The organism is Synechococcus sp. W55.2 (assembly GCF_047461635.1).
Taxonomy (GTDB): Bacteria; Cyanobacteriota; Cyanobacteriia; order Thermostichales; family Thermostichaceae; genus Thermostichus.
In genome coordinates, this window is the sequence record NZ_JANSHM010000040.1 from 1 (window position 1) to 25,596 (window position 25,596).

23 protein-coding genes and 2 pseudogenes are annotated in these 25,596 nt (G+C 59.4%); 9 read left to right on the forward strand and 16 right to left on the reverse strand.

All coding sequences use genetic code 11. The features are described from left to right. Positions 1-76: pseudogene (locus NW828_RS09020) on the forward strand (photosystem II protein D2); the annotation flags it as partial. A 128-nt stretch (positions 77-204) separates the two neighbouring features. Here the strand turns inward: NW828_RS09020 and NW828_RS09025 are convergent. The 6 genes and pseudogenes from NW828_RS09025 to NW828_RS09050 form a co-directional block, all read right to left on the reverse strand. Continuing rightward, positions 205-768 carry a shikimate kinase gene (locus tag NW828_RS09025; RefSeq protein WP_414383347.1) on the reverse strand — a complete coding sequence of 188 codons (564 nt, stop codon included), beginning with the start codon at positions 766-768 and terminating at the stop codon, positions 205-207. A gap of 11 nt (positions 769-779) precedes the next feature. Beyond that, entirely contained in the window at positions 780-1,418 is a 639-nt protein-coding gene (locus NW828_RS09030; RefSeq protein WP_414332173.1) for a riboflavin synthase, read from the reverse strand. Positions 1,419-1,430: 12 nt separating this feature from the next. Beyond that, positions 1,431-1,871: pseudogene (locus NW828_RS09035) on the reverse strand (ATP-binding cassette domain-containing protein); the annotation flags it as partial. 117 nt (positions 1,872-1,988) lie between these two features. Beyond that, positions 1,989-3,230: a response regulator gene (locus NW828_RS09040; protein WP_414383348.1), complete on the reverse strand. Its 1,242-nt coding sequence runs from the start codon at positions 3,228-3,230 to the stop codon at positions 1,989-1,991. Between the two features lie 246 nt (positions 3,231-3,476). Further along, positions 3,477-4,211, reverse strand: a complete 735-nt coding sequence (rph, locus tag NW828_RS09045; protein WP_011433341.1) for a ribonuclease PH — start codon at positions 4,209-4,211, stop codon at positions 3,477-3,479. A gap of 348 nt (positions 4,212-4,559) precedes the next feature. Then, on the reverse strand, positions 4,560-5,312 hold the full coding sequence (locus NW828_RS09050) for a DUF561 domain-containing protein (protein ID WP_414383350.1): 753 nt from the start codon (positions 5,310-5,312) through the stop codon (positions 4,560-4,562). Between the two features lie 194 nt (positions 5,313-5,506). Here NW828_RS09050 and speB point away from each other — a divergent pair, with 194 nt between their 5' ends. The 5 genes from speB to proC all read left to right on the forward strand — a co-directional run bounded on the left by speB (position 5,507) and on the right by proC (position 10,098). Beyond that, on the forward strand, positions 5,507-6,430 hold the full coding sequence (speB, locus tag NW828_RS09055) for an agmatinase (protein WP_414383352.1): 924 nt from the start codon (positions 5,507-5,509) through the stop codon (positions 6,428-6,430). A gap of 72 nt (positions 6,431-6,502) precedes the next feature. After that, positions 6,503-7,351, forward strand: coding sequence for a prohibitin family protein (locus NW828_RS09060; protein ID WP_011433345.1), 849 nt, complete (start codon positions 6,503-6,505; stop codon positions 7,349-7,351). Positions 7,352-7,454: 103 nt separating this feature from the next. Next, positions 7,455-8,138: a YggS family pyridoxal phosphate-dependent enzyme gene (locus NW828_RS09065; protein WP_414383354.1), complete on the forward strand. Its 684-nt coding sequence runs from the start codon at positions 7,455-7,457 to the stop codon at positions 8,136-8,138. 575 nt (positions 8,139-8,713) lie between these two features. Continuing rightward, positions 8,714-9,289 carry a cell division protein SepF gene (locus NW828_RS09070; protein WP_011433347.1) on the forward strand — a complete coding sequence of 192 codons (576 nt, stop codon included), beginning with the start codon at positions 8,714-8,716 and terminating at the stop codon, positions 9,287-9,289. A gap of 5 nt (positions 9,290-9,294) precedes the next feature. Next, a complete protein-coding gene (gene proC / locus NW828_RS09075) occupies positions 9,295-10,098 on the forward strand; it encodes a pyrroline-5-carboxylate reductase (RefSeq protein ID WP_011433348.1) in 804 nt (267 codons plus the stop codon). Here proC and NW828_RS09080 read toward each other — a convergent pair. After that, positions 10,095-11,312, reverse strand: a complete 1,218-nt coding sequence (locus NW828_RS09080; RefSeq protein WP_414383355.1) for an NAD(P)/FAD-dependent oxidoreductase — start codon at positions 11,310-11,312, stop codon at positions 10,095-10,097. The two genes, proC and NW828_RS09080, sit on opposite strands and share 4 nt — an antisense overlap. A gap of 140 nt (positions 11,313-11,452) precedes the next feature. Beyond that, positions 11,453-11,965: a Holliday junction resolvase RuvX gene (gene ruvX, locus NW828_RS09085; RefSeq protein ID WP_011433350.1), complete on the reverse strand. Its 513-nt coding sequence runs from the start codon at positions 11,963-11,965 to the stop codon at positions 11,453-11,455. 94 nt (positions 11,966-12,059) lie between these two features. Between ruvX (NW828_RS09085) and ahcY the strand changes: the two genes are divergently transcribed. Then, positions 12,060-13,340 (forward strand): adenosylhomocysteinase, encoded by a 1,281-nt coding sequence (ahcY, locus tag NW828_RS09090; protein WP_011433351.1) that lies wholly within the window; start codon positions 12,060-12,062, stop codon positions 13,338-13,340. A 15-nt stretch (positions 13,341-13,355) separates the two neighbouring features. Here ahcY and NW828_RS09095 read toward each other — a convergent pair whose 3' ends face one another. The 3 genes from NW828_RS09095 to NW828_RS09105 form a co-directional block, all read right to left on the reverse strand. Next, positions 13,356-13,844, reverse strand: coding sequence for a hypothetical protein (locus tag NW828_RS09095; protein WP_414383358.1), 489 nt, complete (start codon positions 13,842-13,844; stop codon positions 13,356-13,358). 439 nt (positions 13,845-14,283) lie between these two features. Further along, positions 14,284-15,288 (reverse strand): ImmA/IrrE family metallo-endopeptidase, encoded by a 1,005-nt coding sequence (locus NW828_RS09100; protein WP_414383360.1) that lies wholly within the window; start codon positions 15,286-15,288, stop codon positions 14,284-14,286. 335 nt (positions 15,289-15,623) lie between these two features. Next, a complete protein-coding gene (locus tag NW828_RS09105) occupies positions 15,624-16,856 on the reverse strand; it encodes an argininosuccinate synthase (protein ID WP_414383362.1) in 1,233 nt (410 codons plus the stop codon). Positions 16,857-16,996: 140 nt separating this feature from the next. Here NW828_RS09105 and NW828_RS09110 point away from each other — a divergent pair, with 140 nt between their 5' ends. Next, positions 16,997-18,925 (forward strand): FAD-dependent oxidoreductase, encoded by a 1,929-nt coding sequence (locus NW828_RS09110; protein WP_414383364.1) that lies wholly within the window; start codon positions 16,997-16,999, stop codon positions 18,923-18,925. 73 nt (positions 18,926-18,998) lie between these two features. Here the strand turns inward: NW828_RS09110 and secF are convergent, their stop codons facing one another. Together secF and secD are read right to left on the reverse strand one after the other, a co-directional pair. Beyond that, complete coding sequence (gene secF, locus NW828_RS09115) at positions 18,999-20,000, reverse strand: protein translocase subunit SecF (RefSeq protein WP_414383366.1); 1,002 nt, start codon at positions 19,998-20,000, stop codon at positions 18,999-19,001. Continuing rightward, a complete protein-coding gene (gene secD, locus NW828_RS09120) occupies positions 19,997-21,343 on the reverse strand; it encodes a protein translocase subunit SecD (protein ID WP_414331113.1) in 1,347 nt (448 codons plus the stop codon). The genes secF and secD overlap by 4 nt, the downstream gene beginning before the upstream one ends. A gap of 365 nt (positions 21,344-21,708) precedes the next feature. Between secD and NW828_RS09125 the strand changes: the two genes are divergently transcribed. Then, on the forward strand, positions 21,709-22,557 hold the full coding sequence (locus NW828_RS09125; RefSeq protein ID WP_414383368.1) for a hypothetical protein: 849 nt from the start codon (positions 21,709-21,711) through the stop codon (positions 22,555-22,557). A gap of 7 nt (positions 22,558-22,564) precedes the next feature. Here the strand turns inward: NW828_RS09125 and chlP are convergent, their stop codons facing one another. From chlP to ruvX (NW828_RS09140), 3 genes are all read right to left on the reverse strand, one after another. Further along, positions 22,565-23,785, reverse strand: coding sequence for a geranylgeranyl reductase (gene chlP / locus NW828_RS09130; protein WP_414331046.1), 1,221 nt, complete (start codon positions 23,783-23,785; stop codon positions 22,565-22,567). A 124-nt stretch (positions 23,786-23,909) separates the two neighbouring features. After that, positions 23,910-25,061 carry an extracellular solute-binding protein gene (locus NW828_RS09135; protein ID WP_414383370.1) on the reverse strand — a complete coding sequence of 384 codons (1,152 nt, stop codon included), beginning with the start codon at positions 25,059-25,061 and terminating at the stop codon, positions 23,910-23,912. Beyond that, positions 25,033-25,497, reverse strand: a complete 465-nt coding sequence (gene ruvX, locus NW828_RS09140; protein WP_414331042.1) for a Holliday junction resolvase RuvX — start codon at positions 25,495-25,497, stop codon at positions 25,033-25,035. Before ruvX (NW828_RS09140) ends, NW828_RS09135 begins: the two co-directional genes overlap by 29 nt. Positions 25,498-25,596: the final 99 nt, after the last annotated feature.

A 25,596-nucleotide genomic window follows, 5' to 3' on the forward strand; every position in this document is an offset into this window, starting at 1 on the left:
GATGGCGCCGCAGGACCAGCCCCATGAGCGCTTTGAGTTCCCTGAAGAAGTCCTCCCCCGCGGCAATGCGCTCTAAAGGAAGCCGTTCTGGTCTCGTCAGGGATCCGCTCCCGGCGAATCTTGAGTAATCAAAAATCAAAAACTAAAGAGTTCAGGGATCCCTCATGGGATCCCTTTTTGTTTTTTGTAATGGGCATGAGGTGGCTAGGAAGGGATCCCATCTCGCAAGCGGGCGCGAATGGCTTGCCAGATCTGTTCAACCAACTGGGGCGGGCTAGTTTCTGACCGGATGGGCACCCGCACATCGGCTTGGGCGTAGAACGGCTCTCGCTCTTGCATCAGCTTGTACAGGGCAGCTTGGGGGTCGGGGGTTTGCAGCAGGGGGCGTTGGCCGGGATCCCGCTTGAGCCGCTGCCAAATCAGCTCGGGGGTCGCATCCAGCCAAACAGTGAGGCCATGGTGCAAGTAGCTCCAATTTTTGGGGCGCAACACAATGCCGCCGCCTGTGGCGATCACCAACCGGGTGTAGCTGCTCAACTGGGCCAACACCTGCGTCTCCAGATCCCGGAAGTAGGCTTCCCCATGCTCGGCGAAGATCTGAGCGATGGAAGAACCCCCCACCTGCTCCACCAGACTATCGGTGTCGAAAAATTGAAAGCGCAACTGGGCTGCCAGCTCCGATCCCACGGTGGATTTGCCGCTGCCCATCATCCCAATGAGATAAACATTTACGCCGCGCAGGCGCTCAACTTCCTCGGGGTGGATCATGGGAAAGGTACCTAGATATAGCCATGCTCGGCCAGAAACTCCAGAGAAACGCTGCTCTCGGGGGGCAGCAAGCCCAGCAATTTTTCCACATACTTGCCCAAAATATCCGCCTCTATGTTGACGGGATCCCCAACTTGGAGCTGAGAAAGGTTGGTCTCGCGGTAGGTTTGGGGGATCACAGCCACCTTGAACCAGCAGCCCCCTTGGCGCACCTCAGCAATGGTCAAGCTCACCCCATTCACCGCCACGCTGCCCTTGGGTACGATGTAACGCCCGATCTCTTCAGGAACCTTGAAGCTCAGCTCCCAGGCGTTGCCAGTGGCGGCTTGATCCCACAGTTGCCCCACCCCATCGATATGGCCGCTGACAAAATGCCCCCCTAACTTGTCTCCTACCCGCAGCGCCGGTTCCAGGTTGACTGTGCGCGGGCCGAGGGATCCCTGGCCCCAAGTCGAGCGCCGCAGGGTTTCCGGCGAAACATCGGCCAAAAATCCATCGGGCAGAATCTCCACCACCGTCAGGCAAAGGCCGTCCACCGCCACGCTATCTCCATACGCCAACTGAGGTTGCAACCGGGGACAGGTAACCCGTAGCTGTGAAGAATTGATCAACTGGGCTGTGCCCAAACTTCGAACCAGACCCGTAAACATTGCTTTGGCTCCTTAGGTTTTGCCGGCTGCCTTTTTGGCTTTCTGTTTTTCTCGCTCTTTGGCTCGTTTTTCGGCAGCGATTCGCTCTTGTCGAGCTTTCTCTTTCTCTTCAGCGATCTTTTCTAGATAGTAGTGATAGTTGCCCTGGTAGGCGACCAACTCTCCGTTGCGAATCTCTACAATCTTGTTGGCCACTTTTGAGATAAAGTAGCGGTCGTGAGAAACAAGGATCACCGTGCCATTGTAATGCTGTAAAGCTTCTTCCAGCATCTCTTTGGCCGGGATATCTAAGTGGTTGGTGGGCTCATCCAAAATCAGTAGGTTGGCCGGCTGAAGTAGCATTTTCGCCAACGCCAAGCGGGCTTTTTCTCCTCCACTCAAAGCCGCTACCTTCTTAAAAAAGGCGTCGCCACTGAAGAGAAAGCGACCCAACAGCGTGCGCACTTCTTCTGACATCGACAGTCGGCCCAGACAGGTTATGATCTCTTGGGTTGATTTCTTGTCTAACACAAAATTTTCGTTAGTTCTGACAGGAAAGCTGATGGTGATGGGGATAAGCCTAGGGGGATATTATGCTTTCGCTTGATCCTCAAGGGGATTGGGGGATCCCTGAAACAGGGCAGGATGACCTGTTCTGCCTCCCTGAACCGACAGAGGATTTTGTCTGTGGGCAGGCGGCTGTTGGGCCAGAAGCCGCTTCACCTCTGCATTAAGCTGACTTTCGTTGAAGGGCTTGGTCAAGTAGGCGGTTGCCCCCGACCATTTGCCGCGGATGCGGGCCAGCAGACCATCGCGAGCGGTAACCATCAGGATGGGAAGGGACTTAAACTCTTCTAAGCTGCGCACAATGCGGCAAAGCTCTAGACCATCGATCCCCGGCATGGCGATATCCATCAACAACAGGTGGGGCCGATGCTGAAACAACAAAGGAAGCACCTCGGCGGGGTTGCCCGTTGTAATCACCTGATAGTTGGGCAAATACTGCCGTAGGATTTCCTGCATCACCACGCTGTCGTCCACCGCCAAGATGGTTATCGGGTTGTGGCGCTTGGTCTGCAGCAGCTCTTGGGGTGTTTGTAGGCTGACCAAACCTTTTTTCGCCCAGGAGGCAAAGAGATTGGCCACCTCCAGCCGATCCCGGCACAGCTTCTTGGCGATTGCTTCCAGCGACTGGCCATCTTTGGTGAGGGCGTGGAGCTTCTGTCGTTGCTCATCGGTGATGCGATAGCGGTTGACTCGCTCCCAATTGACCACCGGCACCGCCAGCATAGTTGGGATCGCCACCTTCAAATCTGCCCAGCGATCGTGGCGCCGGGCGGCTTCTTGCAGCAGCGGCTCCAACTCAAACCCGCCGATGGGGGCCTCTTGGGCAACCCGTTCCTGCATCTCGAAGTAGCAGGTGCCTGCCCGTTCGAATAGGTAGCGGTCGAAATCGGTAAGCAGGTTGAGCCACAGGGCATCTTCCAGCTCCCCCGGCTTGAGCAGGCCCAATTGCGTGATAGCCTCCAGCAGCTCAGGTAAGGAATGGTCTTTCATCAAGCGCTCTTGCACCACCGAGATGGCCCGCTGTGGCCATTCCAAGTTGAGGCGAGGAATAAAGCGGGAGAGTCGTTTCAGCAGGATTTGCGTGTTGAGGGGTTGATCGGCAGAAAAAAGCAGCCTGCCGTGGTAGTAGGTCAACACCCAGGGTTCCGCACCCTCAGAGGGATCCAGTCCTTTGAGGTGAATGTGCAGATATCCAGTGGTAAACCGCCAACCTTGCTGCCTGAGCAGTGGCGCAAGTTCCTCCGAGCCGAACACAAAACGGGACATGCAGCGTTCTCCGGGCCAACTTCTTCAGGCCAAATGAGCAGCGATTCACCTCAGCCACACGCTCAAACCGTCGAAAGGAGAGCTTCAGAGAGCTCACTTATTTTAACAACTGGCTGATCTTAGCTTTCCCGGCCATTCCTTTACAGCAAGGGAATACCGCTTTGCCAACCAGGATATACACCCATGCAATCCCATATGCAGTGCCTTGAAGGATTACCATTGCAAGGCTAAGGTCCGGCTATGGCTCTATCTTTCTAAATTGAGAGCCTGCCGTTGGGCTTGTAGCAATTCTTGGATCCCGGCTTGGGCCATCTCCAACATTTGTAGCAGTTGCGGGCGACTGAAGCAGGCGGCTTCGGCAGTGCCCTGGATCTCGATGAAGGATCCCTGCTCGTTCATAACAATGTTCATGTCCACCTCGGCTTGGCTGTCTTCCTCATAGCACAGATCCACAAGTACCTCTCCCTGCACAATTCCTACTGAAAGGGCCGCCACCTGCTGCCGCAGCGGGGATCCCTGGGCCGGATCCAGCGCCCCCTGTTTGTACAGCCAAGTGATGGCGTCGTGCAGAGCCACATAGCCCCCTGTGATCGCGGCGGTGCGCGTTCCGCCATCGGCCTGCAGCACATCGGCATCGACGGTGATGGTACGGGATCCCAGCTTGCGAAAATCCAAGGCGGCGCGCAGACTGCGCCCGATGAGCCGTTGAATCTCGGCAGTACGGCCCGATAGTTTCAACATTTCCCGCGGCTGTCGTTGTTGCGTGGCTCCGGGCAACATGCGGTACTCAGCCGTCAGCCAGCCTTGGCCGGTGTTCTGCAGAAAAGGGGGAACTTCTTCGGCCACACTGGCGGTGCAAAGGACATGGGTATGGCCGAACTTGACCAACACCGAGCCAGGGGCATAGCGGGTAAAGTGGCGCTCAAAAGAAACCGGGCGCAATTGAGCAGCGGTGCGATTATCTGGGCGTTGCCAGCTCATGGACAGTTCAAAAAGGGATCCCTCGCATTGTCAACCATGTCTGCCCAATGCGGCTCAGGACTTGGAATCTTTGCAGAACATGACTGGGGCGACGGCTGCGGACGGAATTGGTCTGGGAAGTCAAGGACGACAAGTGTAGCAACCGCCGCAAATTGGATATTGCCGGGTATGCCACCTCTACGCGGAAGAAAGTGAAGCACTTGTGAGCAGCAAAACTTCTAGCGGCTGATCTCAACCCTCAGCTGCCCTACTTACCTACTTATTCCCTGCTTGTCCAAGAAAATCTAAAAAAAATGCACCAGCGCACGCTGGCGCAAGAGGGTCAACTTTTACCGGTCAGACATCGACCTAGACAAGGGCAGGGATCCGAGATCCTCCCAAGGCCTCCACCAATGCCCGCACTTGAGCCACCATGGCCACTTCATCCTGGAGCCGGCTGACAGCTTTGCCCACCCCTACACCTGAAGCGCCGGCAGCAATGGCCAAGCGCACTGTTACCGTCGAGAGGCCGGAAGCGCAGATAACCGGTACCGAGACGACACGGCTAATTTCATAGGCGGCGGCCAGGGTGGGGGCAGCCTTCTCGATCAGGCCCAGGGATCCCCCATGAACCGGCTCGGCGCTGGTGCTGCCCTCGGTTTGGATGAGGTCAGCTCCCAGATCCTCCAGTTTCTCGGCCAATTCCGCCTGTTGATCCAGAGGCAGAGTGTGGGGAACGGTTACCGACAAGAGCGTGCGGGGCAGAAGAGAGCGGGTTCGGCGGGTAAGGTCTAGGACTTCCGCTGCGGAGAAGATGCGGCCTGAAGGGTAGAAGCTGTCGTAATTGCCGATCTCGGCCATGTCTGCTCCTGCCTGTACGGCTGCGGCCAACTGCTGCGGCTCCACCGCCGACACACAGATGGGCAGATCGATCTGGGCGCGTACCCGCTGCACCAATTCGGGGCTGGCAGCGATATCCACCCAAGTGGCCCCTCCCTGTTGGGCGGCGCGGGTGATGCTCAGAACCGACTGCAGGTCGAAGTTTTGTAGACCGCTGATGATCTTGAGGGCCCGACGTTGGGCCAGAGCGTCGAAAAGAGCAGCGTGAGAGGCAGTGGTCATAGGCTCGTCAGCTTGTGGAAAGGCAGTCTAAGAGGAGTGAAAACAAATGGCTGCTAAAACTGGGCTTGGGGAAGCCTTTGCTCAGTCTAGAGGGTTTGCCTCAATCCCACAAGGGATCCCTCTTTACCCCATCATCCCAGTCCTTTTGGCTCACCACAATTCTTCAATAGATTCAATAGAATAGGGATCCCTTCTTGCAAGCCATCATGTATCGCTCTCCCTTCCCCTTCCTGGGCCTGCCTGAGCCGGATCCGGAGATGGCCCAAGCAATTCTCCTGCCCGTCCCCTACGAGGCCACCACCTCCTATGGCAAAGGCACCGCCAAAGGCCCTCAGGCGCTGTTGCAGGCTTCTGCCTATGTGGAGATCTACGACGAGGTACGGGATCGCCAGCCAGCTCTTCACCCCGACTTCTCGGAAGAGATCTCCCGCTACTGGACGGCCCCCCCGGTGGAGTTGGAAGGTCTGGGATCTTCCGCCCAGGAGCTGGCTATGGCCGAAATCCAGCGTCGCGCTGCCGAGTGGGTGAGACCGGGGCGGTTCCTGCTTTCCATTGGTGGGGAGCACTCCATCAGCGGGCCCCTGATTGCTGCCCACCTGGCCCATTATCCGGAGCTGCACGTCCTGCAAATCGATGCCCACTGCGACCTGAGAGATAGCTACGAGGGATCCCGCTATTCCCATGCTTCTGCCATGGCCCGCGTGGTGGAGCAAGTGGGCAGCCGCCTCACCCAAGTGGGGATCCGCTCCATCTGCGCCGAAGACCGCCAGACCATTCGCAAGCGCCGTCTGCACACCTTTTTTGCCCACAGCTTGCACACCAGGCCAGCCCAGGAGTGGATCCCAGAGGTGATTGCCACCTTGGGCCCCCAGGTTTACCTGACGGTGGATGTGGATGGGCTGGATCCCGCTGTTGTGCCAGCCACCGGTACCCCCGAACCTGGCGGCTTGGGCTGGTGGGAGACGGTGGAGCTGATTCGGGCACTAGGACAGCAACGGCAAATCATCGGCGCCGATGTGGTCGAGCTGTCGGTCACGGGAGAACGGGAAACCGATCGCCGCAGCGCCTTCACGGTCGCCAAACTGGCCTATCAGATCTTGGCTGCGGCCTTGGGTTAAGCTCAAGAAGAGCTTGGCCGGCCATCCCCGGGGCACCTGTTCGAGTTCTTTAGGTTTTTGGGTAACACACCTGTGAAATCGGCCCACCCCCGTCGTCCTGCTTTTGAACTTCCCGCTTTGTCCTGGATTCCCTTGGTGGGTGGGGCATTGCTGCTGATCCTCTTGGCCACCTTGCTGCAGTGCTTGGTGGTGGTGCCTGCCGGCACACGGGCCGTGGTGTTCAACTCCCTGACGGGGCTGAAGCCGCAGCCGCTGGGAGAAGGGCTGCACCTCCTGCTGCCGCTGGTGGAAACGCCTATCTTCTACGACGTGCGCACCCAAACCTACACCATGGCCTCCCAACGCTCCGAAAACCAGGGGGATGATGCGTTGAAAGTGCTCAGCGCCGACGGCCAGCAGATCTCCCTCGATGTCTCGGTGCGCTTTCGCTTGGATCCCGACCAAGTGGCCCACCTGCACCAGACCATTGGCCCTTCCTACGTGGACAAAGTGATTCGCCCAGAGGTGCGGACGGTGGTGCGCAATGAACTGGCTTTGCACCGCGCCATCGCCGTTTTCTCGGAAGAACGCGAGCAGATCCAGGAAAATGTGGAGCGGCAGCTCTCCAGCATTTTTGCTGAGAATGACCTGATCTTGCAAAACGTGCTGCTGCGCAATGTCCGCTTCTCTGACCAATTCCAAACGGCCATCGAGCAAAAGCAAATTGCCGAGCAAGAGAAAGAGCGGGAACGCTTCCTCGTGGAAAAAGCAGAGCTGGAAAAACAACGATTGGTGATCCTGGCAGAAGGAGAAGCCCAAGCCATTCGCCTCCAGGGGGAAGCCCTGAAGCAAAACCCAGAAGTGGTGCAGTTGGACTACGCGCGCAAACTGGCGCCCGGCACCCGCGTGATCATCTCCCGACCGGATCCCTGGCAGCGGTAGCGGACAGCCCGTTGGCTCTGGGTTCTGCAAAAATCTATCCCAGAGCATTGTTGCCAATTGGAACGAGAATGGGGATAGAGATCCCCGGCCTGCTGACCTGACGATGCCCCTTGACGAGCAGCTCATCCACAGCCGCATTCAGGCCATCCGATCCCAGATCCCAGACCATGTGGAGATCATGGCAGTGAGCAAAGGCTACAGTGCCGACCACATCCGCGCCGCCTATCGGGCTGGGATCCGCCACTTTGGGGAGAGTCGAGTGCAAGAGGCCGCCGTCAAACAAGGGCAACTGCAGGATCTGACCGGCATTGTTTGGCACTTAATTGGGCATCTGCAGACCAACAAAGTAAAACCAGCCCTTAAGCAATTTGCCTGGATCGACAGCGTCGATAGCTTGCGCCTGGCCAAGCTGATCAACCAAAGAGCCTGGGAGCTGCACCTCACCCCCAAGCTTTGCCTGCAGGTTAAATTGGCTCCGGATCCCAATAAGTTCGGCTGGCTCATCCCCGATCTGTTGCAGAGCCTCCCCGAACTGAACCAACTGCTGCAGGTGCAAATTGTGGGCCTGATGACCATTTTGCCTTTGGGCTTGAGCTCAGAGGCGGCCCTAGACCTGTTTCGCAAGCTGGCCGAACTGGCCGATTACATCCAGCGCAGTGGCTACGAGCATCTGCAGTTGCACACCCTCTCCATGGGCATGTCCGACGATTACCTCCTGGCGGTGGCAGCAGGCTCTAACTTGATCCGGCTGGGGCGCGCTTTGTTTGCCGACGCCGAGCGGAAATAGATGTGACCTCTGTGAAGCCGTTAAATTTTTGTGTAAATATTTTGTGTAAAGCCGTGCAACTCCCCAGTCGCCCTGCGGGGCACCTTCGGGGCGAGAGTTTGGCTTGGCTCGATCAAAAGCGGGGGGATCCCGCCCAGGATTTGCCCTATTGGGGAAATTTGGGGGAAATTTGTTGCGTTACTTCCGTTAACGTGGGCTCAATCCAGACGGGGAGCAGAGTTCAATCCTGCCAAACAACGGCTTGGCAAGTGAGATGACATCTTCACTTCTTCTGGGTAAACTCTAGTCGTCGAATCAATGGGGTTTTGTTAACCTACGTTAGCCACCACCTGCTTCGGCAGCTTCCTGAGCAAACCCTGTCTCAGCCTATTGAAAGACTTTGACCGAGAATAAAAGGACGCCCCCTAGCTTGAGTGAGCCACTCAGGATCCAATCAAGAGCCTGAATCCTATGCTCGCCGTAAATCGATGACCTGTAGTGAGGATGTGCATATGAATGTCAATGGAATCTGGAGCAGGGTAAGAGATTTTGTGGGTCTGAATGATCCCGTGGACGGCCTGGAGGAGTACTCTGAAATGGAAGGGCAGGATGATTACCAACTGCTCTACGAGGGACGCCGTTCCCAACCGGCTGCTCCCCCCGAAGAGGAGGAAGTGAGTACCCTTCCGCGAGGGCGGCGGCAACGGGGAGTGGAAGCGGGGGAGGGCTCTGCCGGTCGAGAAGAGTCGCGGGGCCATCGGCGCAGTCAGCATCGGGATCGCTCAGCAGGGGGCAGTATGGGGAGCAACGTGATTGGATTACCGGGCGTAAACCCACCCACCAGTGAAGTGGTGGTGATGGAGCCGCGCAGCTTCGATGAGATGGCTCAGGTTATCCAGTACCTACGGGAGCGCAAGACGGTGATCATGAACTTGACCCTAATGGATCCCGCTGAGGCGCAGCGCTCTGTGGATTTCGTTGCCGGCGGCACCTACGCCATCGATGGCCACCAAGAGCGCATCGGAGAGAACATTTTTTTGTTCACCCCCAGCACGGTGATGGTTTCCACCCCCAGTAGCCAAGTGGTGCAGCCGCTGCAGCGCCCTTTGCAAAGCCCTACCCCCCTCTGGCCCAGCACCTATGAGCATCTGCAGGCAGTAGGTCAGCACTAGTTGCTATGGAGCGGCCACTGCTAAGTGTTATCGGGGGTGGAGCCATGGGATCCGCCCTGCTGCGGCGTTGGGTAGCTGTGGGAGTTTATCCCGCAGCGCAGGTGGCCTTGCGGGAGCCTGATCTGGATAAGGCTGTGGCCCTGCAGCAGGAGCTGGGTATCCGATTGTTGGCGGATCCATCCCAGGCGGGAGAGTCTGAGATTCTGTTTCTGGCCGTTAAACCGCAGCTCTTCCCGACAGTGGTGGCTGAGATGGGCCGGCTGTCCGCCACAGAGCTGGTGATCTCGATTATGGCCGGGATCCCCTTGCAGCAGTTGCAGCAGGCTTTTCCCAAACAAAAGGTGGTGCGCACGATGCCCAACACGCCGGCGCTGGTGGGGGCGGGCATAACGGCCATCAGCTACGGGCCAGGGGTGACGCCTATGCAGGTGGAGCAGGTGGAGAAGCTGTTTCGCGCGGTGGGCGAGGTGGTGACGGTGGCCGAAAGCCAGATGGATGCGGTGACGGCACTTTCGGGTTCCGGGCCGGGGTATCTGGCGGTGATTCTGGAAGGGCTGATCGACGGAGGGGTACAGGTGGGGCTGCCGCGTCCCATTGCTACCCAGTTGGCCCTGCAGACCTTGGCGGGTACTGCTGCCCTCTTGCAGCAAGAAAATCTGCACCCTGCCGTTCTCAAAGACCGGGTCACCAGTCCAGGGGGGACGACCATTGCCGGGATCCAAGCCTTGGAGCAGGCGGGGGTGCGGGGAGCCCTGATGCAGGCAGTGCGAGCGGCCTACGAGCGCTCTTGCCAGTTACAGGGATCCTAGCGGGCCAGCAGCCCTTGCCACAGGGGGCGGGTGATCCAATTCCATCCCACCTTGAGCTGGTGTTCCAGTGTGGGCAGGCGCACCAAATAGGCAGTTCGCCGGGCCAAATAGCCCAGGGGGCCGGTCAGTGTGAGGCCGCCAAGGGCAGAAAGCACCGCCGTATCCACCCCCAGGCTGAGCATTTCCCCCAGAGAAAAGTAGCGAAAGGGCAAGAGAGGCCGCTCCTGGGTGAGCAAAGCCCACAGGTTCCAGGCGCAATAACCGGCCTGTTGAAAAGCCGCTTGGGCTGTGGCCGGCACCGGCTTGCCCTCCGCATCCACCACCGCTGCTGCATCTCCCAAGGCAAAGATCTCTGGGAAGGTGGGGGTTTGTAGGGTGGACAAAACCTGTAGCCGTCCCCGCTCCGTTTTGGGCAGATCCAAATTGGCAATCACCGCTGCCGGTCGGGTTCCGACAGTCCACAGCACAGCATCCACAAGATCTGTGGCGATCTCCTGGGTCTCCAGTCGCTGGAGCTGCAGACGGAAGGGAGGGGCGCCGTTCTCGTTAAGGGCCTCGATGCCCAAGACCTTGGTTTGCAACTCCACCTGCACCCGCCGTTGGGCCAGCGCCTCTTGGGCCGCCTCCCGGCTGGAGAGAGCAAAGCCGGACAAGATTTGGGATCCCAACTCGATGAGGCGGATCCGTCCCCGCCAGCCCAGCCGATCCGCCAATTTGCAGGCCAATTCCACGCCACTAGCCCCTGCTCCTGCAATGGCCAGAGCCACAGGCTGAGCCGGATCCCGGTCTTCCAACGCCTTCAGGTGGGCGCGCAGCCGCTGAGCATCTGCCAGGGTGCGAAAGGGAAAAGCAAACTCCGCCGCTCCCGGAACGCTCTCCAGAGGGGTTTCTCCCCCCAGCGCCAGCACCAGCGCGTCGTACTCCAAGCTTTGCCCATCTTCCAGCTCCACGCGGCGGGCTTGAGGGTCAATGGCCTGGACAGATCCGCGGCGAAACTGCACCGATCCCGGGGGCAGCAGATCTTGAAAACGGGGGGCCACCTCCCAGTCTTCCATTTCTCCGGTGAGCAGCTCATAAAGCAGGGGGGCAAAGACGAACCGCTCCTGCCGATCGACCAAGGTGATCTGGGGTGGTTCTGGCCAGGGTTGCCGGCTCAGTTCCAAAGCTGTGTACAACCCGCCAAAGCCGCCCCCAAGAATGCAAATGCGATTCATGCTCGGATGGTTCACGTGACGTTATCAGACGTTATCAAAGTTGCGCGAAAGGCCCCGACTTAACAATCACACCCTGCTGATGCAGAAGGGGCAACGAGGGATGGCCCACCTTGGGCTTGAATTGATTTAAACTTTCCCGGCTAGACTTCTCCAGCGTAGTCTTTGTTGCCCCAGCTTTGCCAAGCCGGCACTTCTGACAGGGAAGCCCGTCGCTCGTCCAGCCAAGTTTGGAGAATTACCGCCGCCGACTGCTGATCGATTAAGCCCTTCTGGGCTTTGGCCGGGATCCCCGCCTCGCGCAGATCCCACTCCGCCTGCGCGGTGCTCAGGTATTCATTGACGGTAACAATGGGAAGATCCACGGCCACCTGCAAAGCGCGCACGAACCGCTGGACTTTGCGGGCCTGGGATCCCACCGACCCATCCGCCAGAAGGGGGATCCCCACCACCACCACGGTGGCCTGGCGGCGGCGGATCCACTCCTGCACTTGGGCAATATCCTCTGAGAGGGAACGGCGCTGGATCACCCCCAGGCCAGTAGCCAGCAGCCCCAGCCGGTCGGAGCCGGCCACGCCAATGCGGCGGTTGCCTACATCCAGCCCCAGCGCTGAAAGGGGATCCCTTGTGGCAGAATAGTTCAGGCTTATCGACATCCTTGCTGATCTTTATGGCTGCCTGGCCCCCTTTGGGGCTTGCAGTTTCCGTTCCCCTATCCTCTCTCGATGACCCTGTTTGGAGCAACACTCGATGACCAGCGCTACCCTGTCTCTCCCGAAGCATGAAGTGAAAGATCTGAACCTCGCCCCCCTGGGCAAGCAACGGATCCAGTGGGCGGCGCGGGAGATGCCGGTGCTGGCCCAGATCCGGGAGCGCTTTGCTCAAGAAAAGCCCTTTGCCGGGCTGCGCTTGGTGGCCTGCTGCCACATTACGACCGAAACGGCCAACCTGGCCCTGGCTCTACAAGCAGGGGGGGCGGATAGCGTTCTCATTGCCAGCAATCCCCTTTCCACCCAAGACGATGTGGCCGCCAGCCTGGTGGCGGACCATGGCATTTCGGTGTTTGCCCTCAAAGGAGAAGATGTGGCCACCTACCGCCGCCATGTCCAGATTGCCCTAGATCACCGCCCCAACCTGATTATCGACGATGGCGGAGATGTGACGGCGGAGCTGGTGCAGCACCGTCAGGAGCAACTGTCGGAGCTCATCGGCACCACGGAAGAGACCACCACTGGCCTGGTGCGCCTTAGGGCCATGCTCAAGGCGGGGGTGCTCAGCTTCCCGGTGATGACCGTCAACGACGCCGAGACCAAACACCTGTTCGACAACCGCTACGGCACCGGCCAATCCACCCTGGACGGGATCCTGCGCTGTACCAACATCCTTCTGGCCGGGAAGACGGTGGTGGTGGCTGGCTACGGCTGGTGCGCCAAGGGAGTGGCCATGCGGGCCCGCGGCATGGGATCCCAGGTGATTGTCACGGAAGTCAACCCGGTTCGGGCTCTGGAGGCGGTGATGGACGGCTTCCGGGTGATGCCGATGGAAGAAGCCGCTGCTCTGGGGGACATCTTCATCACCGTCACCGGCAACAAGCACGTGATTCGCGGCGAGCACTTCGACCGCATGAAGGATGGGGCGATGGTCTGCAACGCCGGCCACTTTGACATTGAAATCGACCTGGTGGCGCTGCAGGAGCGGGCCGTCTCCCGACAGACGGTGCGCCCCTTTGTGGAAGAATACCGTCTGCAGTCGGGCAAGTCAGTGGTGGTGCTGGGGGAAGGCCGCCTGATTAACTTGGCTGCTGCCGAAGGGCACCCCGCCAGCGTCATGGACATGAGCTTTGCCAACCAGGCCCTGGCCTGCGAATACCTGGTGAAAAACCGGGGCCGCTTGGCCCCAGGGCTTCACCCCATTCCTCTCGAGGTGGACGAGGCCATTGCCCGCCTCAAGCTCAAGGCCATGGGGATCCAAATCGACAGCCTCACCCCCGAGCAGATCGAGTACGGCAACACCTGGACTGCCGGGACTTGAGGGTGGGTGCTGGCGCTACGAACCTGAGATACATCCTAAAACCTGTCGCACCTGGGCCAACTCGTCAGCAGGGAGGCGAGCTTTCAACTCCTTCTCCCAGCGATCCAGCCAGTTGCACAGTACCTCCGGCAGACAAACCTTTTGGTTATAGAGCTCACACACTACCCAAAGGCTGCCGTGGACGGCAACGCCGCTCTCCGCGCAAGCTCTGCGCAACCGGCCATCGTCGGAGAGGAGCGTAGAGCTGCTGGTACGGCAGTAGTGAAGACACAATGCGTCAGCTATCGACAACCCACTTTTCTTCAGAACCATTGCCTCTGGAAGCCACGTTTCCTGCACCTGGACAACCTGCACGCCCAAAGCAAGAACCTGGGACTTGCAAGGGTCATCGACTTCTGCCAGTACCACGTCAAGCACCTCCAGACTTGCCAACCTCGCTAAGGATTCCAGCCCCCCAACCTTGGCGAAGTCAATGAGGATGTTGGCGTCAGAAAGCAAGGTCATTAGGGGCTGCTAAAGAGCACTTGCGCCGTTCGACCACCAAAACGAAGCTCGCTTGCGGATATACTCCATTGAAACCCCCAGCACTTCTGCAGCTCGGGAAGCGCTCACAACCTCAAGGGAGAGAGCCTGAAACACCAGCCGCTCAAGGCGGGATTTGGGCAGTTGGCTCTGGTCGTTCTGCCAAGCCGGGTTGTAAAACTCGCGCCGTAGCTCAAGCGGCTCTTTGTCTTTTCCGTATTTCTTGTTCAGTTAGAAATTGCATGAGTCCCGCACTGTACTCATAAAGTCGGTGTCGGGAGGAATGTGCAACTTTATTTGCTTTATGTTATGATAATAATGCGGACACCAGAAACGGTTATTTAAGGCACTGGTAACTGTCGATTGGGGCTGCTGTAAACCAGCCCAGAGGTCCGTGGTTAACTTGTTAACTGCAGGGCTACTAAAAGCCTGTCCTGTACTGCGAAGCAGTCAGGGTCGGGCAGTTTACTACACCGATCTGTTGGCCACATTGCTTGCGAGAAATGATACCAATTTGAGCGGCTCGCACCAGGACAGTTCGCATGCTGACGCTATATCTGAGCTTGAGGTCAAGCAGCATGGCCTCAGGAACCCAGCGGTGGCGGAATGCCTGAAGTTCTCGCTCAAGGACGTCACGCGGCAGCAGCACAGATCTAGCCAAATGGTTGGCGAGTTTCTCCCTAGTGCTCCGCACCGCTATAGAAAACAGCTTGCCATCCACAGCCTTTTCTGGGTGCGCGAAGTCCTGGCGATGGCAGATGAGGTGAGCCAACTCGTGTAGAGCGGTGAAAAACTGCCGTTCAACAGGGTGATTGTCGTTGACGACGATAACTGCTCCAAGCGACTCGGTGTAAGCTGAGAGCCCACTGACACGGGCTGGCAGGGGGGTCAGGAGGATCTTCAAACCGCGCTCCTCAAGTCGGGCAATGACATCTCCCAGAGGAGCATGTTCTACCCCTAGAAAGTCTCGCACGTCCCCAGCGTAGCGCTCCACTGCATGCGGATCATAGGTCTCCACCGGCATTTGGGGCGGTGACACAGCAACCTCACCAATCTCCTCCTCGATCTCGGCATAGGCTAGGGCTCGCTTAAGCACCAGAGCTTTGAGCGCGGGGGTGAGAACTTTTGGGTCATCTGCTCTAAATAACAGAGTCGGTTCCGTCTGCGCTGGCGGGATGGATCCCTTGGACTTGGCCTGGCCATCACAGTCGGGCGGTGGGGGACAAGCGGCATTTTGTTCGAAGAAGACCTCAAGCGGCACCCCCAGCGCACGGGCAACAGCAGCCAACTGACCAATGGAGGGCATGCACTCCCCTTTCTCACAGGCCGCAATGGCCTGCAGGGGCAGCCCAACTTTGTTAGCCAGATCGGCCTGGCTTAAGCCCTTGTATTCGCGGAGTAACTGGATGTAACCAACGTTGATCATAGGCAGCACGATGTGCTCCACTGTAGTAACCCAAAGGCAGTCGGTGTTCATCGGCAGGCTTTCAGGGTGTTTATGGTCATTTCGACTCAAACTAGGCCGCTGTACCCACACCTAAAATGTTGACTGCACGGGGCCAGAAGGCTTTTCAAGGACTCCGTCCCGCTGGCGCGATCAATGGCCCAGGGGTCTCACCTTAACCTGAGAATCACTATGTTGATTTCGACTCCGACAGGCTAGCCAAAGGCCCACCAATCTGCTCAGGCAATCCGGAGAAGAGAGCCCATTGTTGCTCCATTGAGAACCTCAAAAGCCTCTAAACGACCACGCAGGAGTGCTTAATCACCACTGAGGCCAGGATGGGAGTCGTGGCCCCGGTGCACCTGGGCCCAGACACGGGTGGGCAGACCCCAGACGTAGATGAAGCCTTCTGCCGCTTTGTGGTCGAACTGGTCTCCTGCGCCGTAGGTGGCCAGCTCGGGGTTGTAGAGGGAATAAGGGGAGCGACGGCCCACACAGACCGCCTGGCCCTTGTGCAACCGCATCCGCACGACACCGGTGACGCTTTTCTGGGTGGCGCGGATAAAGGCGTCCAGAGCCTCCCGCAGCGGCGAGTACCAAAGGCCGTTGTAGATCAACTGGCTGTAGGTGGTCTCGATGCCGTACTTGTAATGGATGACATCGCGGGTGAGGGTGAGGCTTTCCAGCTCACGGTGGGCTTGGATCAAGACCATTAGAGCAGGGCACTCGTAGATCTCCCGCGACTTGATCCCCACCAGGCGGTTTTCAATCATGTCGATGCGGCCCACCCCATGCAGGCCAGCTAAGGAGTTGAGCTGCTCGAAGAGGGCTTTGGGACTGAGGCGCTGCCCATCCACCCCGACAGGGATCCCTTGCTCGAACTCAATCTCCACGTAGGCGGGCTCGTCGGGTGTCTGGGAAATAGGCCGGGTGAGGGCATACACTTCCTCCGGCGGCTCCCGGTCGGCATCTTCTAGGATGCCGGCTTCAGCGCTGCGGCCCAAAATGTTGAGGTCGATGCTGTAGGGGCTGGACTTCTGCACGGGCATGGGGATCCCGTAGCGCTCCCCATAGGCAATGGTCTCCTCGCGGGTCATCCCCCACTCGCGGGCAGGGGCCAACACTTTGAGCTGGGGATTTAAAGCAGCAATAGCCAGATCAAAGCGCACCTGGTCGTTGCCTTTGCCGGTGCAGCCGTGGGCCACCGCATCGGCGCCCACCTCTTCCGCCACTTCCACCAGCAGCTTGGCAATCAGGGGTCGGGCCAGGGCCGTGGAAAGGGGGTAGCGCTGCTCGTAGAGGGCGTTGGCCTGGATGGCCGGGAAGGCATAGTCGGTAATGAGGGCCTGGACAGCCTCCCGCACCAGAGATTGCTCTGCCCCTGCCCTGAGGGCTTTGGCCTGAATGGCCTCCAGCTCCGCCCCCTGCCCCAAGTCGACTGCCAGGGCCACCACCGATTCCACCCCCCACTCGTGCTTGAGATAGGGAATGCAGACGGAAGTATCCACCCCGCCTGAATAGGCCAATACCACCTTCTTTGCCCGTCCCATGGGATCCCGCCGTTGCCGTTAAAAAGTTGCTAGCCCATTATGCCCTGTGGCAGGGATCCTGGCTGGCCTCAATGTCGGTTTCCTCAGCTATTCTCAAGGGGATTTCTCCTGCCGGGGAAAGGCCGGGGGTGTGAGTGAGCATGGCTGGCAAAAAGACGGCTGCGGCGTGCCGGGGATCTGAGCCCAAGCGAACTGTGGGGCTGGGGATCCTGTCGCTGCTGAGCTTTGTGGCCGGGATGGGGTTTGCCGCCCTCTCCCAGCCAGAGGTGGGATCCCCTGTTGCCGTCTCCGAGCCGGAGGTGCCCCGTTTTACCGCCCACGGTTGGCCCTTGTTGGATCCCTTGCCGCAGCCGGACGAGATTTGGGAGTGCGAGCTGGTGGTGGTGGGCGGATCCCTGGGAGGGGTGGCAGCGGCAGGCCATGCCATGCGAGGGGGGGTGCAGACCTGTCTCGTCGAGCTCACCCCTTGGCTGGGGGGTCAGATTACCTCCCAGGGGGTATCGGCCATTGATGAATCGCTGCCGATGCGGCAGCGGGGCAATTTTTCCCGCCACTGGCTGGAGTTCAAGGCCTTGATCGAAAGCCAGCCGGTGCATCTGCCGGCCTGGACAGGGATCCCGCCGGGAACCCGCGTATCCGAGATCAACAGCTGCTGGGTGGGAGGGCTGTGTTTTCCGCCCCAGGCCGGGCTGCAGGCGGTGGAAACCTGGCTGCAACAGGCAGCTCAAAATGCCCCCAACAGCCGCTGGGCTACCCAAACGGCTTTCAAGGGGGCCACCTTCAGCGCCGATGGATCCCGGATTGAAAGCATTTATGCTGTGCAGCGGCAACCCCGGGATCCCGATTTTGTGCCACCGGGACGGCTGTGGCGGGAGCTGGTGAGCTGGTACAGTTGGCAGGAAACGGAGGTGTTCGCCAAGCGAGTGCTGCGTCTACAAGCGCCGCCGGGCCGCCCATTCTTCGTGATCGATGCCACCGATACCGGAGAGCTGGTGGGCTGGGCCGGGATCCCCTATCGGCTGGGTTCGGAAGGGCGAGACGTGACCGGAGAGCCCAATGCCGCCCCCGCCAGCAACCCGGAGTGCACTCAAGCCTTTGCCTTTCCCTTCGTGCTGGCCATCCACGACGATGGCGGTCGCTCCCGCGCCGAGCTGGCCCAACTGCAGCCGGGCTATTCCCGCGCCGAACACCGCCGCGAGTTCGACATGGAAGGTTTCCCCACCTTCAGCGGCCAGAGCTTTTTCAATTACCGCCGCATCGTCAGCAAGGGTCGCCGGGATCCCTTCTACAGCACGCCTGTTCCAGGCGACCTGACGCTGGTGAACTGGAACCGCGGCAACGACTGGGGGATCATGAACCCGCCCCTGATCCTGACGGAAGAGCGGCTAGTGGCCTCAGGGCAGCGCCACAACTGGCTGGGGGGCCTGGATGTCTCGGCCATCAAAGATGGAGAAAACCACGCCCTGCTGTTTGCCGAGTGGCTGATGGAAACTCAATCCCGCTCTGGCTATCCCCTCTCCTTGGTGTTTGCCGAAGAGTCCTTGCTGGGCACTCGCTCTGGCCTTAGCCTCTACCCCTACATCCGCGAAGGTCGGCGCATCCTGGGGCGAGCTGCCTACGGCCAAGCAGAGTTCCTGATGTTGGAGCAGGATATTCGCGTCGGCACCGCCGGGGGGCGGGACTTCAGACCTACCGTGGTGGGGGTTACCCACTACGCCATCGATATCCACGGCTGTCGCTACCGCAACTGGGAGCCATCTCTGTCGGCCAGCTCCGCGCCAGTCAACGAGTTTTCCGTCCGTCCCATTCTCATTCCCTTGGAAGCCCTGATCCCGCAGAAGGTGGATAACCTGCTCATCGGCGGCAAAGGGATCGCCGTCAGCCACATTGTCAACGCCGCCACCCGCGTGCATTACGGTGAATGGACCATCGGCTCGGCAGCAGGCCTGACCGTGGCTTGGCTGCGCAGTCAAGCTCCCGGCCTGATCCCAGCTCAGATCGTACCGCAAGGCAAAATAGCCGATTTACAGCGCTACCTGATCTCCCATGGGCAAAGACTGCAATGGTGAACCCAGAGGACACCGTCTCAGCGCGAACGACAGATCCCCACCCAATCGACCCAATTTTTCCGATATCGGGGCCCTAGCCCTCAGAGGGAAGTGAATCGGGATCCCTGCCTGCGCGGGCATCTTCGCTACTTTTGCCATAGCGCTGCTGCCGCCACCACACCAACAGGGGACTGGCGATAAAAATGCTGGAATACACCCCCAAAGTAAAGCCAATGAGCAGGGCAATGGCAAACCCCTTCAAGGTAGCTCCCCCGAAAATGGCGATGGCAACCAAGGGCAGCATCGTCGTCAGGGTGGTATTCAAGGAGCGGGCGAAAGTTTGATTTAGAGACAGGTTCACCACCTCAGCGAAGCTGACTTTGCGGCTCACCAGGCGGAGGTTTTCGCGGATGCGGTCGTAAATGACCACGGTGTCGTTGACAGAAAAGCCGATGATGGTCAGCAGCGCCACCACAAACAGGCTATCCACCTCCATACCCACCGTCAGGCCCAAAAGGGCAAATAGCCCTATCGTCAACACTACATCGTGCAGCAGCGCCACAATGGCAAACACCGCGTAATCCCACTGAAAGCGCAGGGCCAGATACACCACAATCAGGCCGAAAGAGATGAGCACGGCCACGATGCCGGAACGCAGGAGCAGACGACCCACCGTCGGGCCCACTGTCTCCACCAGGTTGCGCTCGAAGGGAGCAATCTCCTGCCGCAGGGTGGCTTCCACGGCCAAGCGCTCCGTCTCCGACAAAGGGGGCATGCGGATCAGGGCTTCCTGGCCCGTCTGGGTGTCCAGTTGAATGATGCTGCTCCCCAGGTTGTGTTCCTGCAGCGCCCGTCGCAGCTCCTCGGTGGTGACAGGCCGCTCAAAGCTCAGATCCAGCAAGGTGCCGCCGGAAAAATCCAACCCCAGCCGCAGGGGAGTTCCCAGAGAAGCCAGGGAAAAGGCCATGCTGACCAGCCCCACCAGCAGCACCGCCAAGGACAAGCTGAACCACAGCTTGCTCCGTCCAACAATGTCGAAGCGATAGTCGAGCAACCGAGAGGCGGGATCTACGGGGGATAGCTCTTGAGCCGTCATGATTGGGCCGCCTCCATCCGAACGCCGTAAAACTCAGGTTTGCGCAAGCTGGGGATCCCCATTGCCGCCAAGAGCAGGCTACGGGTGCAGGTGATGGCCGTAAAGAAGCTCACCAGAATGCCAATGCCCAGGGTTACCGCAAACCCTTTCACCAGTCCCATCCCCAGCCAGAAAAGCACGCCACAGACCAAAAGGGTAGTCACATTGCTGTCCAGGATGCTGCTGAAGGCGCGGTTAAACCCTTCCGAAATGGACTTGTAGATGGATTTGCCGGCCCGCAACTCTTCTTTGATGCGCTCGAAGATCAGCACATTGGCATCCACCGCCATGCCGATGCTGAGGATAAAGCCGGCGATCCCCGGCAGAGTCATGGTTACCCCCAGCAGTTGGAAGAGAGCAAAGGTACAGAGGGCGTAGATAAGCAGAGCAATGTCCGCAATCAGCCCTGGCAGGCGATAGTAGGCCACCATAAAGAGGAAAACCAGCACCAGGCCCCCGATCCCGGCATAGAGGCTGCGGCGCACGCTCACTTCCCCCAAAGTGGCCCCGACAGTGCGATTTTCGATCACCTGAATGGGAACCGGCAGCGCCCCTGCCCTGAGCTTGACCGCCAAGTCAGTGGCGGTTTCCACCGTAAAATTGCCCGTGATCACCGCCGTCCCGCCGGTAATGCCGGTGCGGGCAAACTCCGGCCCCACGATCGGGGCACTGATCAACACGTCGTCCAGAAAAATGCCCAATGGACGTTCTGTTCCGGCCAGATCTCGGGTGAGCTGAGTAAATTTTTCTGCCCCCTCCGGCTTGAACTCCAGCAGCACCTCCCAACTCTGGGATCCGCGGCGAGGGGCTTGGGGATAGGCATTGCGCAGCAGATCCCCGGTGAGGCCGACCCGCTCAAACAGAGTATCCGGATCCTCCCCCGCTGTTATCTCTCCCCGCTCGTTGCGGGGCAGCGCGCCGACGGGAACCAAGCCCTTGCGAAACTCCAGTTGGGCTGTATCTCCAAGGAGAGCAATGGCCCGATCCGGATCCGCCACCCCCGGCAACTGCACGAACAGGCGGTCTTGGCCGCTGATCTGCACCAGAGGCTCAGCCACCCCCAGCCCGTTGATCCGCTGCTGGATGACGGCCTCTACCCCCTGCATCACTTCGGGGGTGATTTCAGGCACCTCCTCGGTGGGCACAGCTTGTAGCGTGAGCTGGGTTCCTCCCTTGAGGTCAAGGCCAAGGCGAACCTCCCGGCTGAAGCCCAAGTAAACGAGGGCAACCACCACGGCCAAGATGAAGATCAGCCCTCGCAAAAAGGAGAGCCGACTGAGCCACGACGCTGAGGATCTAGCCATACTGCTGAGAAGGTGAGGAACACGGTCGCACTCGATCTGAGGCTCTTAGGATTTTGGCACTTTCTGAACTTTCTGATCCTATCGCAGACGGGATCCCAGCGGAAAACGGCAGAGCCCGTGGCGCTGCCCCGACAAAATGGCCCCTGGGATCCACCGCAAAGGCAACCCCCAGCTCGATGAAGACGGGTACTGGGCTATCCCTTTGGGCAGAGCGGATGAAGTTCAAAGCCGTTATTGTTGGAAAGATTATTCAAAGACTCCCCCTGGTTTGCGCCAGCCCTGGGTTAGGCTATTGCCATCCCGGGGGAGCAAGAAACACCGCTGCTCTGCCCCAAAGTCCGCGAGTTGAGTTAAGGAAGGTTGAGGTGAAGGGGAGACTGACCTGCCATTTCCCTGTGCTGCTATTGGCCCTGCCTCTGTGGGGATCCCCGACCTGGGCCGGAGAGTATTTCACCGAGGAAGTCACCAGCCCTAGCCTGGAGATCATTCACGGCTGGCGGCAGGAGGTGTACGGCATTGGGGTCACCATCACCAACACCAGCCTCGGCTCCTTTCGCGTGCCCCTGGAAATTGATATGGAGGATCGGGCTAGCTGTGAGCGGGCCGACTTGGTGCTGACGAACAATCGCATCATGCCGATGGGATCCTTCCAAGATTGCATTCTCAACATCTTTCCCTACCTGGATAAGTTCATCAACCAAGAAGTCGCCAGCATCCGAGTCACCCTAAAAGGGCCAGCTCCCCTCCTGGAAATTCCGGTAGAGGAGTCGGATCGACTGATTTTGGCCCAGGTGGCCAACCAATCGCGGGAAGCCTTTGTTTTCTTTCAGCAGGAGTTGGCCCGTGTTTTGGAGCTGCTGAGGCAGTCGGATCCCAAGCAAAGCGAGACGGCCCCACAGCCTGGCACCCCAGTTCCGACCGCCACCCCAGCCGAGTCTGCCGCTAGCCCAGGAGATTTTGTAATCGTGGGATCCATTCGGGAAGAACGAGTGGGGGCCGGTAGCCGCCTGAGCGTGGAGGCGATCAACCGCAGCACCCGCACGGTTCTCAACGCCCGCGCCCGCTTCACCTTCTACCGGGGGGAGGAAGTTGTCGATACGCGAGTGGCAGCGTTTGAGCCCAGCGACGTGCCCCCCGGACAAAGGGCCTCTGCCAGTGTGCTGAAAACCGAGGCCAACTGGGATCGCGTTACGGTGACCTTCCAGTGGCAGTAGGGTTGTCTCAGGGGGCTAAAGCGTTGCCACGAATCAGGCTGCCCAAGGTTTTGACCGTGATCTTGAACTGCACCCAAGGGCTCATGGGCACCACCGTCTTGTAGAGGTAGCTGTCAAAGGTCATCCTCTGCACGTCCCGGTCGGCGCACATCTCCACAAAGGCTTCGCGGGTGGCATTGGAACGGTAGAACACCCGCTGCAGGATGTCCAAGACCTTGTAGGTCAGGCCGTATTGGCGATCCCAGCGCTTAAGATACAGCTTGAGATCCTCTTCGCTGGGGATGCGCGCCCCACCGTTGGAGGTCTCGACGATGGTCTCGGCGCACATGCGGCCTGACTTGGCGGCAAAATAGATCCCTTCGCCGCTGGATTTGGTGACGTATCCCGCCGCATCTCCCACCAAAGCAGCACGGCCCACCACACGGCGCGGACGGGGATGCTCTGGGATCGGATGGGCTTCCACCTTGATCACCTGGCCGCCGCGGATACGCTCGGCAGCACGGGCGCGGATCCCAGCTTGCAACTTTTGGATGTGGGCTTGGTTTGCCCTCATGGTGCCGGTGCCCACGGCTACATGGTTGGACTTGGGAAACACCCAGGCATAAAAGTCTGGAGAAACATCGTCCCCCACATACATTTCTGCCCGCTCTGCGTAGTAGGCCATTTTGTCGTCCGGGAGCCGGATGCGCTCCTGAAAGGCCAGCGCATAGTTGTAGTCGCCAGCACCAATGGCTTCTGCCACCTTGGAGTGGAACCCATCCGCCCCGATCACCACATCCACAGCCAAAGAACGCGGCACCCCTTGCCTCGATCCGTCGGAAAAATCGTTGTAGTGCAGGATGTAGGGATCCCGGCCATTCTGGGGGATTTCCAGATGCATTACCTTGCCGTTGATCAGCTCCGCCCCTTTTTGGTGGGCACGATTGCGCAAGAAGGCATCCAAGATCTCGCGGCGGCACATGCCGATGTACTCGTTTTCTTTTTCGAGGGCGATATCCACCTCATAGTTGGAAGGGGAGATCATCTTCATCTTGCGCACTTTGCGGTCGATGATCCCCTCGGGGAGGTCGAACTCGGAGACCATACAGAGGGGAATGGCGCCCCCGCAGGGCTTGGCGTTGTCCAGCTTCCGCTCAAACAAAAAGGTCTCGATTCCAGCTTGGGCCAGAACTTCGGCAGCAGAGGCTCCGGCTGGGCCGCCCCCCACAACAGCAACTCTCAGACTCAAGGTGCTCTCCTCGATGCAAGTGCAACTGGCTCATCAGACAGCAGGCATCCTACCACAGCTCCTCAGAAGCATTGCGGACCTTGACGAAGTGTTGCAGAGTGGAGGGCTCGCGCTCGCTGTGTTTCTACAAAAGGCCCCGCCGCATTTGATCCCAGAGGTTGAGATAGGACTCGGCTTCGGCTGAGCTCAGGGGGCGCCAGATCTCCGAGCGTTGCCAAGTGGAGATTTGCAAGTCGGCTCTGCGTTGCAGGCGTGGGGCAAGTTGAGCCAAATCCAGCGGCAAAACCGAAGGGATCCCGCTCAGATTGACCAAGCGGGGGGCAAATTCAGGATTCAAGACAAAATCAAGCCAGTCAGCCAACAGGGATCCGGAATCTGTCTGGGTTGATTCTGTGTGGGCATTGTCTTCGTGGGCATGGTCTTCGACGTGGGGTCGCACCCAGACATCCCACCAGATGGCGGATCCGGAGGCCGGGATCACCACTGCCAGCTCAGGGTAGTTGGCTTGGGTGGCGTAGAGATCCTGCGACCAGCCCACGGCCACCCAGCTATCGGCCAAGCGCAAGATGGGCAGGTAGTCGGAAGAGGTGTAAGTTAAAACCTGGCGATGCAGGGATCCCAGCTCTTGCCGTAATTCCACATCCTCAGGGTCGAGGGGATCGTTGTAGGAGCGGCCCATTTTCTTTAGGGTTAGCCCAATCACCTCCCGCGGATGATCCGGCAGAGTCAGTTTGCCGGCCAGCTCAGGCCGCCACAGATCCGCCCAGTCCCGGATGGGCTCCCTCACCCGATCGCGGCGGTAGGCAATGGCCGTTACCCCCCAGCGCCAGGGCACACCCCAAATCTGCCCCTCCCGGAGTGCCGCAGCTTGCCAACGGGGATCCAGATTCTGCCATCGTTCTCCCAGCAGGCTTTCCGGTAGCGGATCCAGCCAACCGGCAGCAATGGCCCGATCCAATCCGTCGGCCCCCAACAAACTCAAAGCCGCCACCGGCAGCCGCCGCCGGAACCATCCCCCCGGATCCCACCAGGCCGGATCAGCCGGCTGGACGCTTTGCCGGAGATAGGCCAACAACTGATCCCGACTATCCAACAGTTGCAGCCGAAAGCGGGCCTGAGTCCTGCGGCGAAACTCGTTGAGCAAACTGGCAGGGATCCCTTGCTTAAGCGCCACGATAAGAGGCAAGTGCGCATCCGGCCCCCCACATCCTGCTGCCACCAGCCCCAGCAGGATCCCCTGCAGCAGCTCACGTCGGCTCAGCCGTATCTCGCCCACGACAGTACCGCTCCACCAGAATGAGAGCCACCAGATCATCGTAAGCCTTGGCGGGCACCCGCATCCCCTTGGGCAACAGCCGCTCCCATCCCTGCGGTGGGTGAAAATCCCAGTAGCGCTGACGGGCCTCTTGGGAGCTGTGCCGCTCATCCACCAGGACAATCTGCTGCGGGGGGAGGATCGATTCCAGTTGAGACTTCCAGGCTTGGGCCGTCGTCTGATTGCCCAGGATCACTTGCTCCGCCTGAAACTGTTGCCGGAGCGTTTGTAGTCTAGACAGCGCTGCCGCGGAAGGGACCACCTCCCGGTGTAAAACCTTCAGCTCCGTTTGCGTAAACACCTGCACCACAGCAATGCCGCATTTGTCGCGCCCTGGGTCGAAACCGATCAGCACTCGTTGGCCCTTCAGTCTTGCCGGGTGGAGTGGATCCGTCATCCCTCAGGACGCCCCGCCTGCTGAGCCCCAGAAGAGCCGGGTTGACCGGAAGCTTCTGCCATCAGAAAACTCACCCGCAATGGCCCCGCTGTGTAGATG

Bases quoted from the DNA above. Each gene is read 5' to 3' on its own strand.
- NW828_RS09025 (WP_414383347.1), bottom strand. From the start codon at position 768: ATGATCCACCCCGAGGAAGTTGAGCGCCTGCGCGGCGTAAATGTTTAT.
- NW828_RS09030 (WP_414332173.1), bottom strand. From the start codon at position 1,418: ATGTTTACGGGTCTGGTTCGAAGTTTGGGCACAGCCCAGTTGATCAAT.
- NW828_RS09095 (WP_414383358.1), bottom strand. From the start codon at position 13,844: ATGACCTTGCTTTCTGACGCCAACATCCTCATTGACTTCGCCAAGGTT.
- proC (WP_011433348.1), top strand. From the start codon at position 9,295: ATGGAGCGGCCACTGCTAAGTGTTATCGGGGGTGGAGCCATGGGATCC.
- ahcY (WP_011433351.1), top strand. From the start codon at position 12,060: ATGACCAGCGCTACCCTGTCTCTCCCGAAGCATGAAGTGAAAGATCTG.
- NW828_RS09105 (WP_414383362.1), bottom strand. From the start codon at position 16,856: ATGGGACGGGCAAAGAAGGTGGTATTGGCCTATTCAGGCGGGGTGGAT.
- NW828_RS09110 (WP_414383364.1), top strand. From the start codon at position 16,997: ATGGCTGGCAAAAAGACGGCTGCGGCGTGCCGGGGATCTGAGCCCAAG.
- NW828_RS09070 (WP_011433347.1), top strand. From the start codon at position 8,714: ATGGAAGGGCAGGATGATTACCAACTGCTCTACGAGGGACGCCGTTCC.
- secF (WP_414383366.1), bottom strand. From the start codon at position 20,000: ATGACGGCTCAAGAGCTATCCCCCGTAGATCCCGCCTCTCGGTTGCTC.
- NW828_RS09050 (WP_414383350.1), bottom strand. From the start codon at position 5,312: ATGACCACTGCCTCTCACGCTGCTCTTTTCGACGCTCTGGCCCAACGT.
- NW828_RS09065 (WP_414383354.1), top strand. From the start codon at position 7,455: ATGCCCCTTGACGAGCAGCTCATCCACAGCCGCATTCAGGCCATCCGA.
- ruvX (WP_414331042.1), bottom strand. From the start codon at position 25,497: ATGACGGATCCACTCCACCCGGCAAGACTGAAGGGCCAACGAGTGCTG.
- NW828_RS09100 (WP_414383360.1), bottom strand. From the start codon at position 15,288: ATGATCAACGTTGGTTACATCCAGTTACTCCGCGAATACAAGGGCTTA.
- NW828_RS09080 (WP_414383355.1), bottom strand. From the start codon at position 11,312: ATGAATCGCATTTGCATTCTTGGGGGCGGCTTTGGCGGGTTGTACACA.
- secD (WP_414331113.1), bottom strand. From the start codon at position 21,343: ATGGCTAGATCCTCAGCGTCGTGGCTCAGTCGGCTCTCCTTTTTGCGA.
- rph (WP_011433341.1), bottom strand. From the start codon at position 4,211: ATGAGCTGGCAACGCCCAGATAATCGCACCGCTGCTCAATTGCGCCCG.
- ruvX (WP_011433350.1), bottom strand. From the start codon at position 11,965: ATGTCGATAAGCCTGAACTATTCTGCCACAAGGGATCCCCTTTCAGCG.
- NW828_RS09040 (WP_414383348.1), bottom strand. From the start codon at position 3,230: ATGTCCCGTTTTGTGTTCGGCTCGGAGGAACTTGCGCCACTGCTCAGG.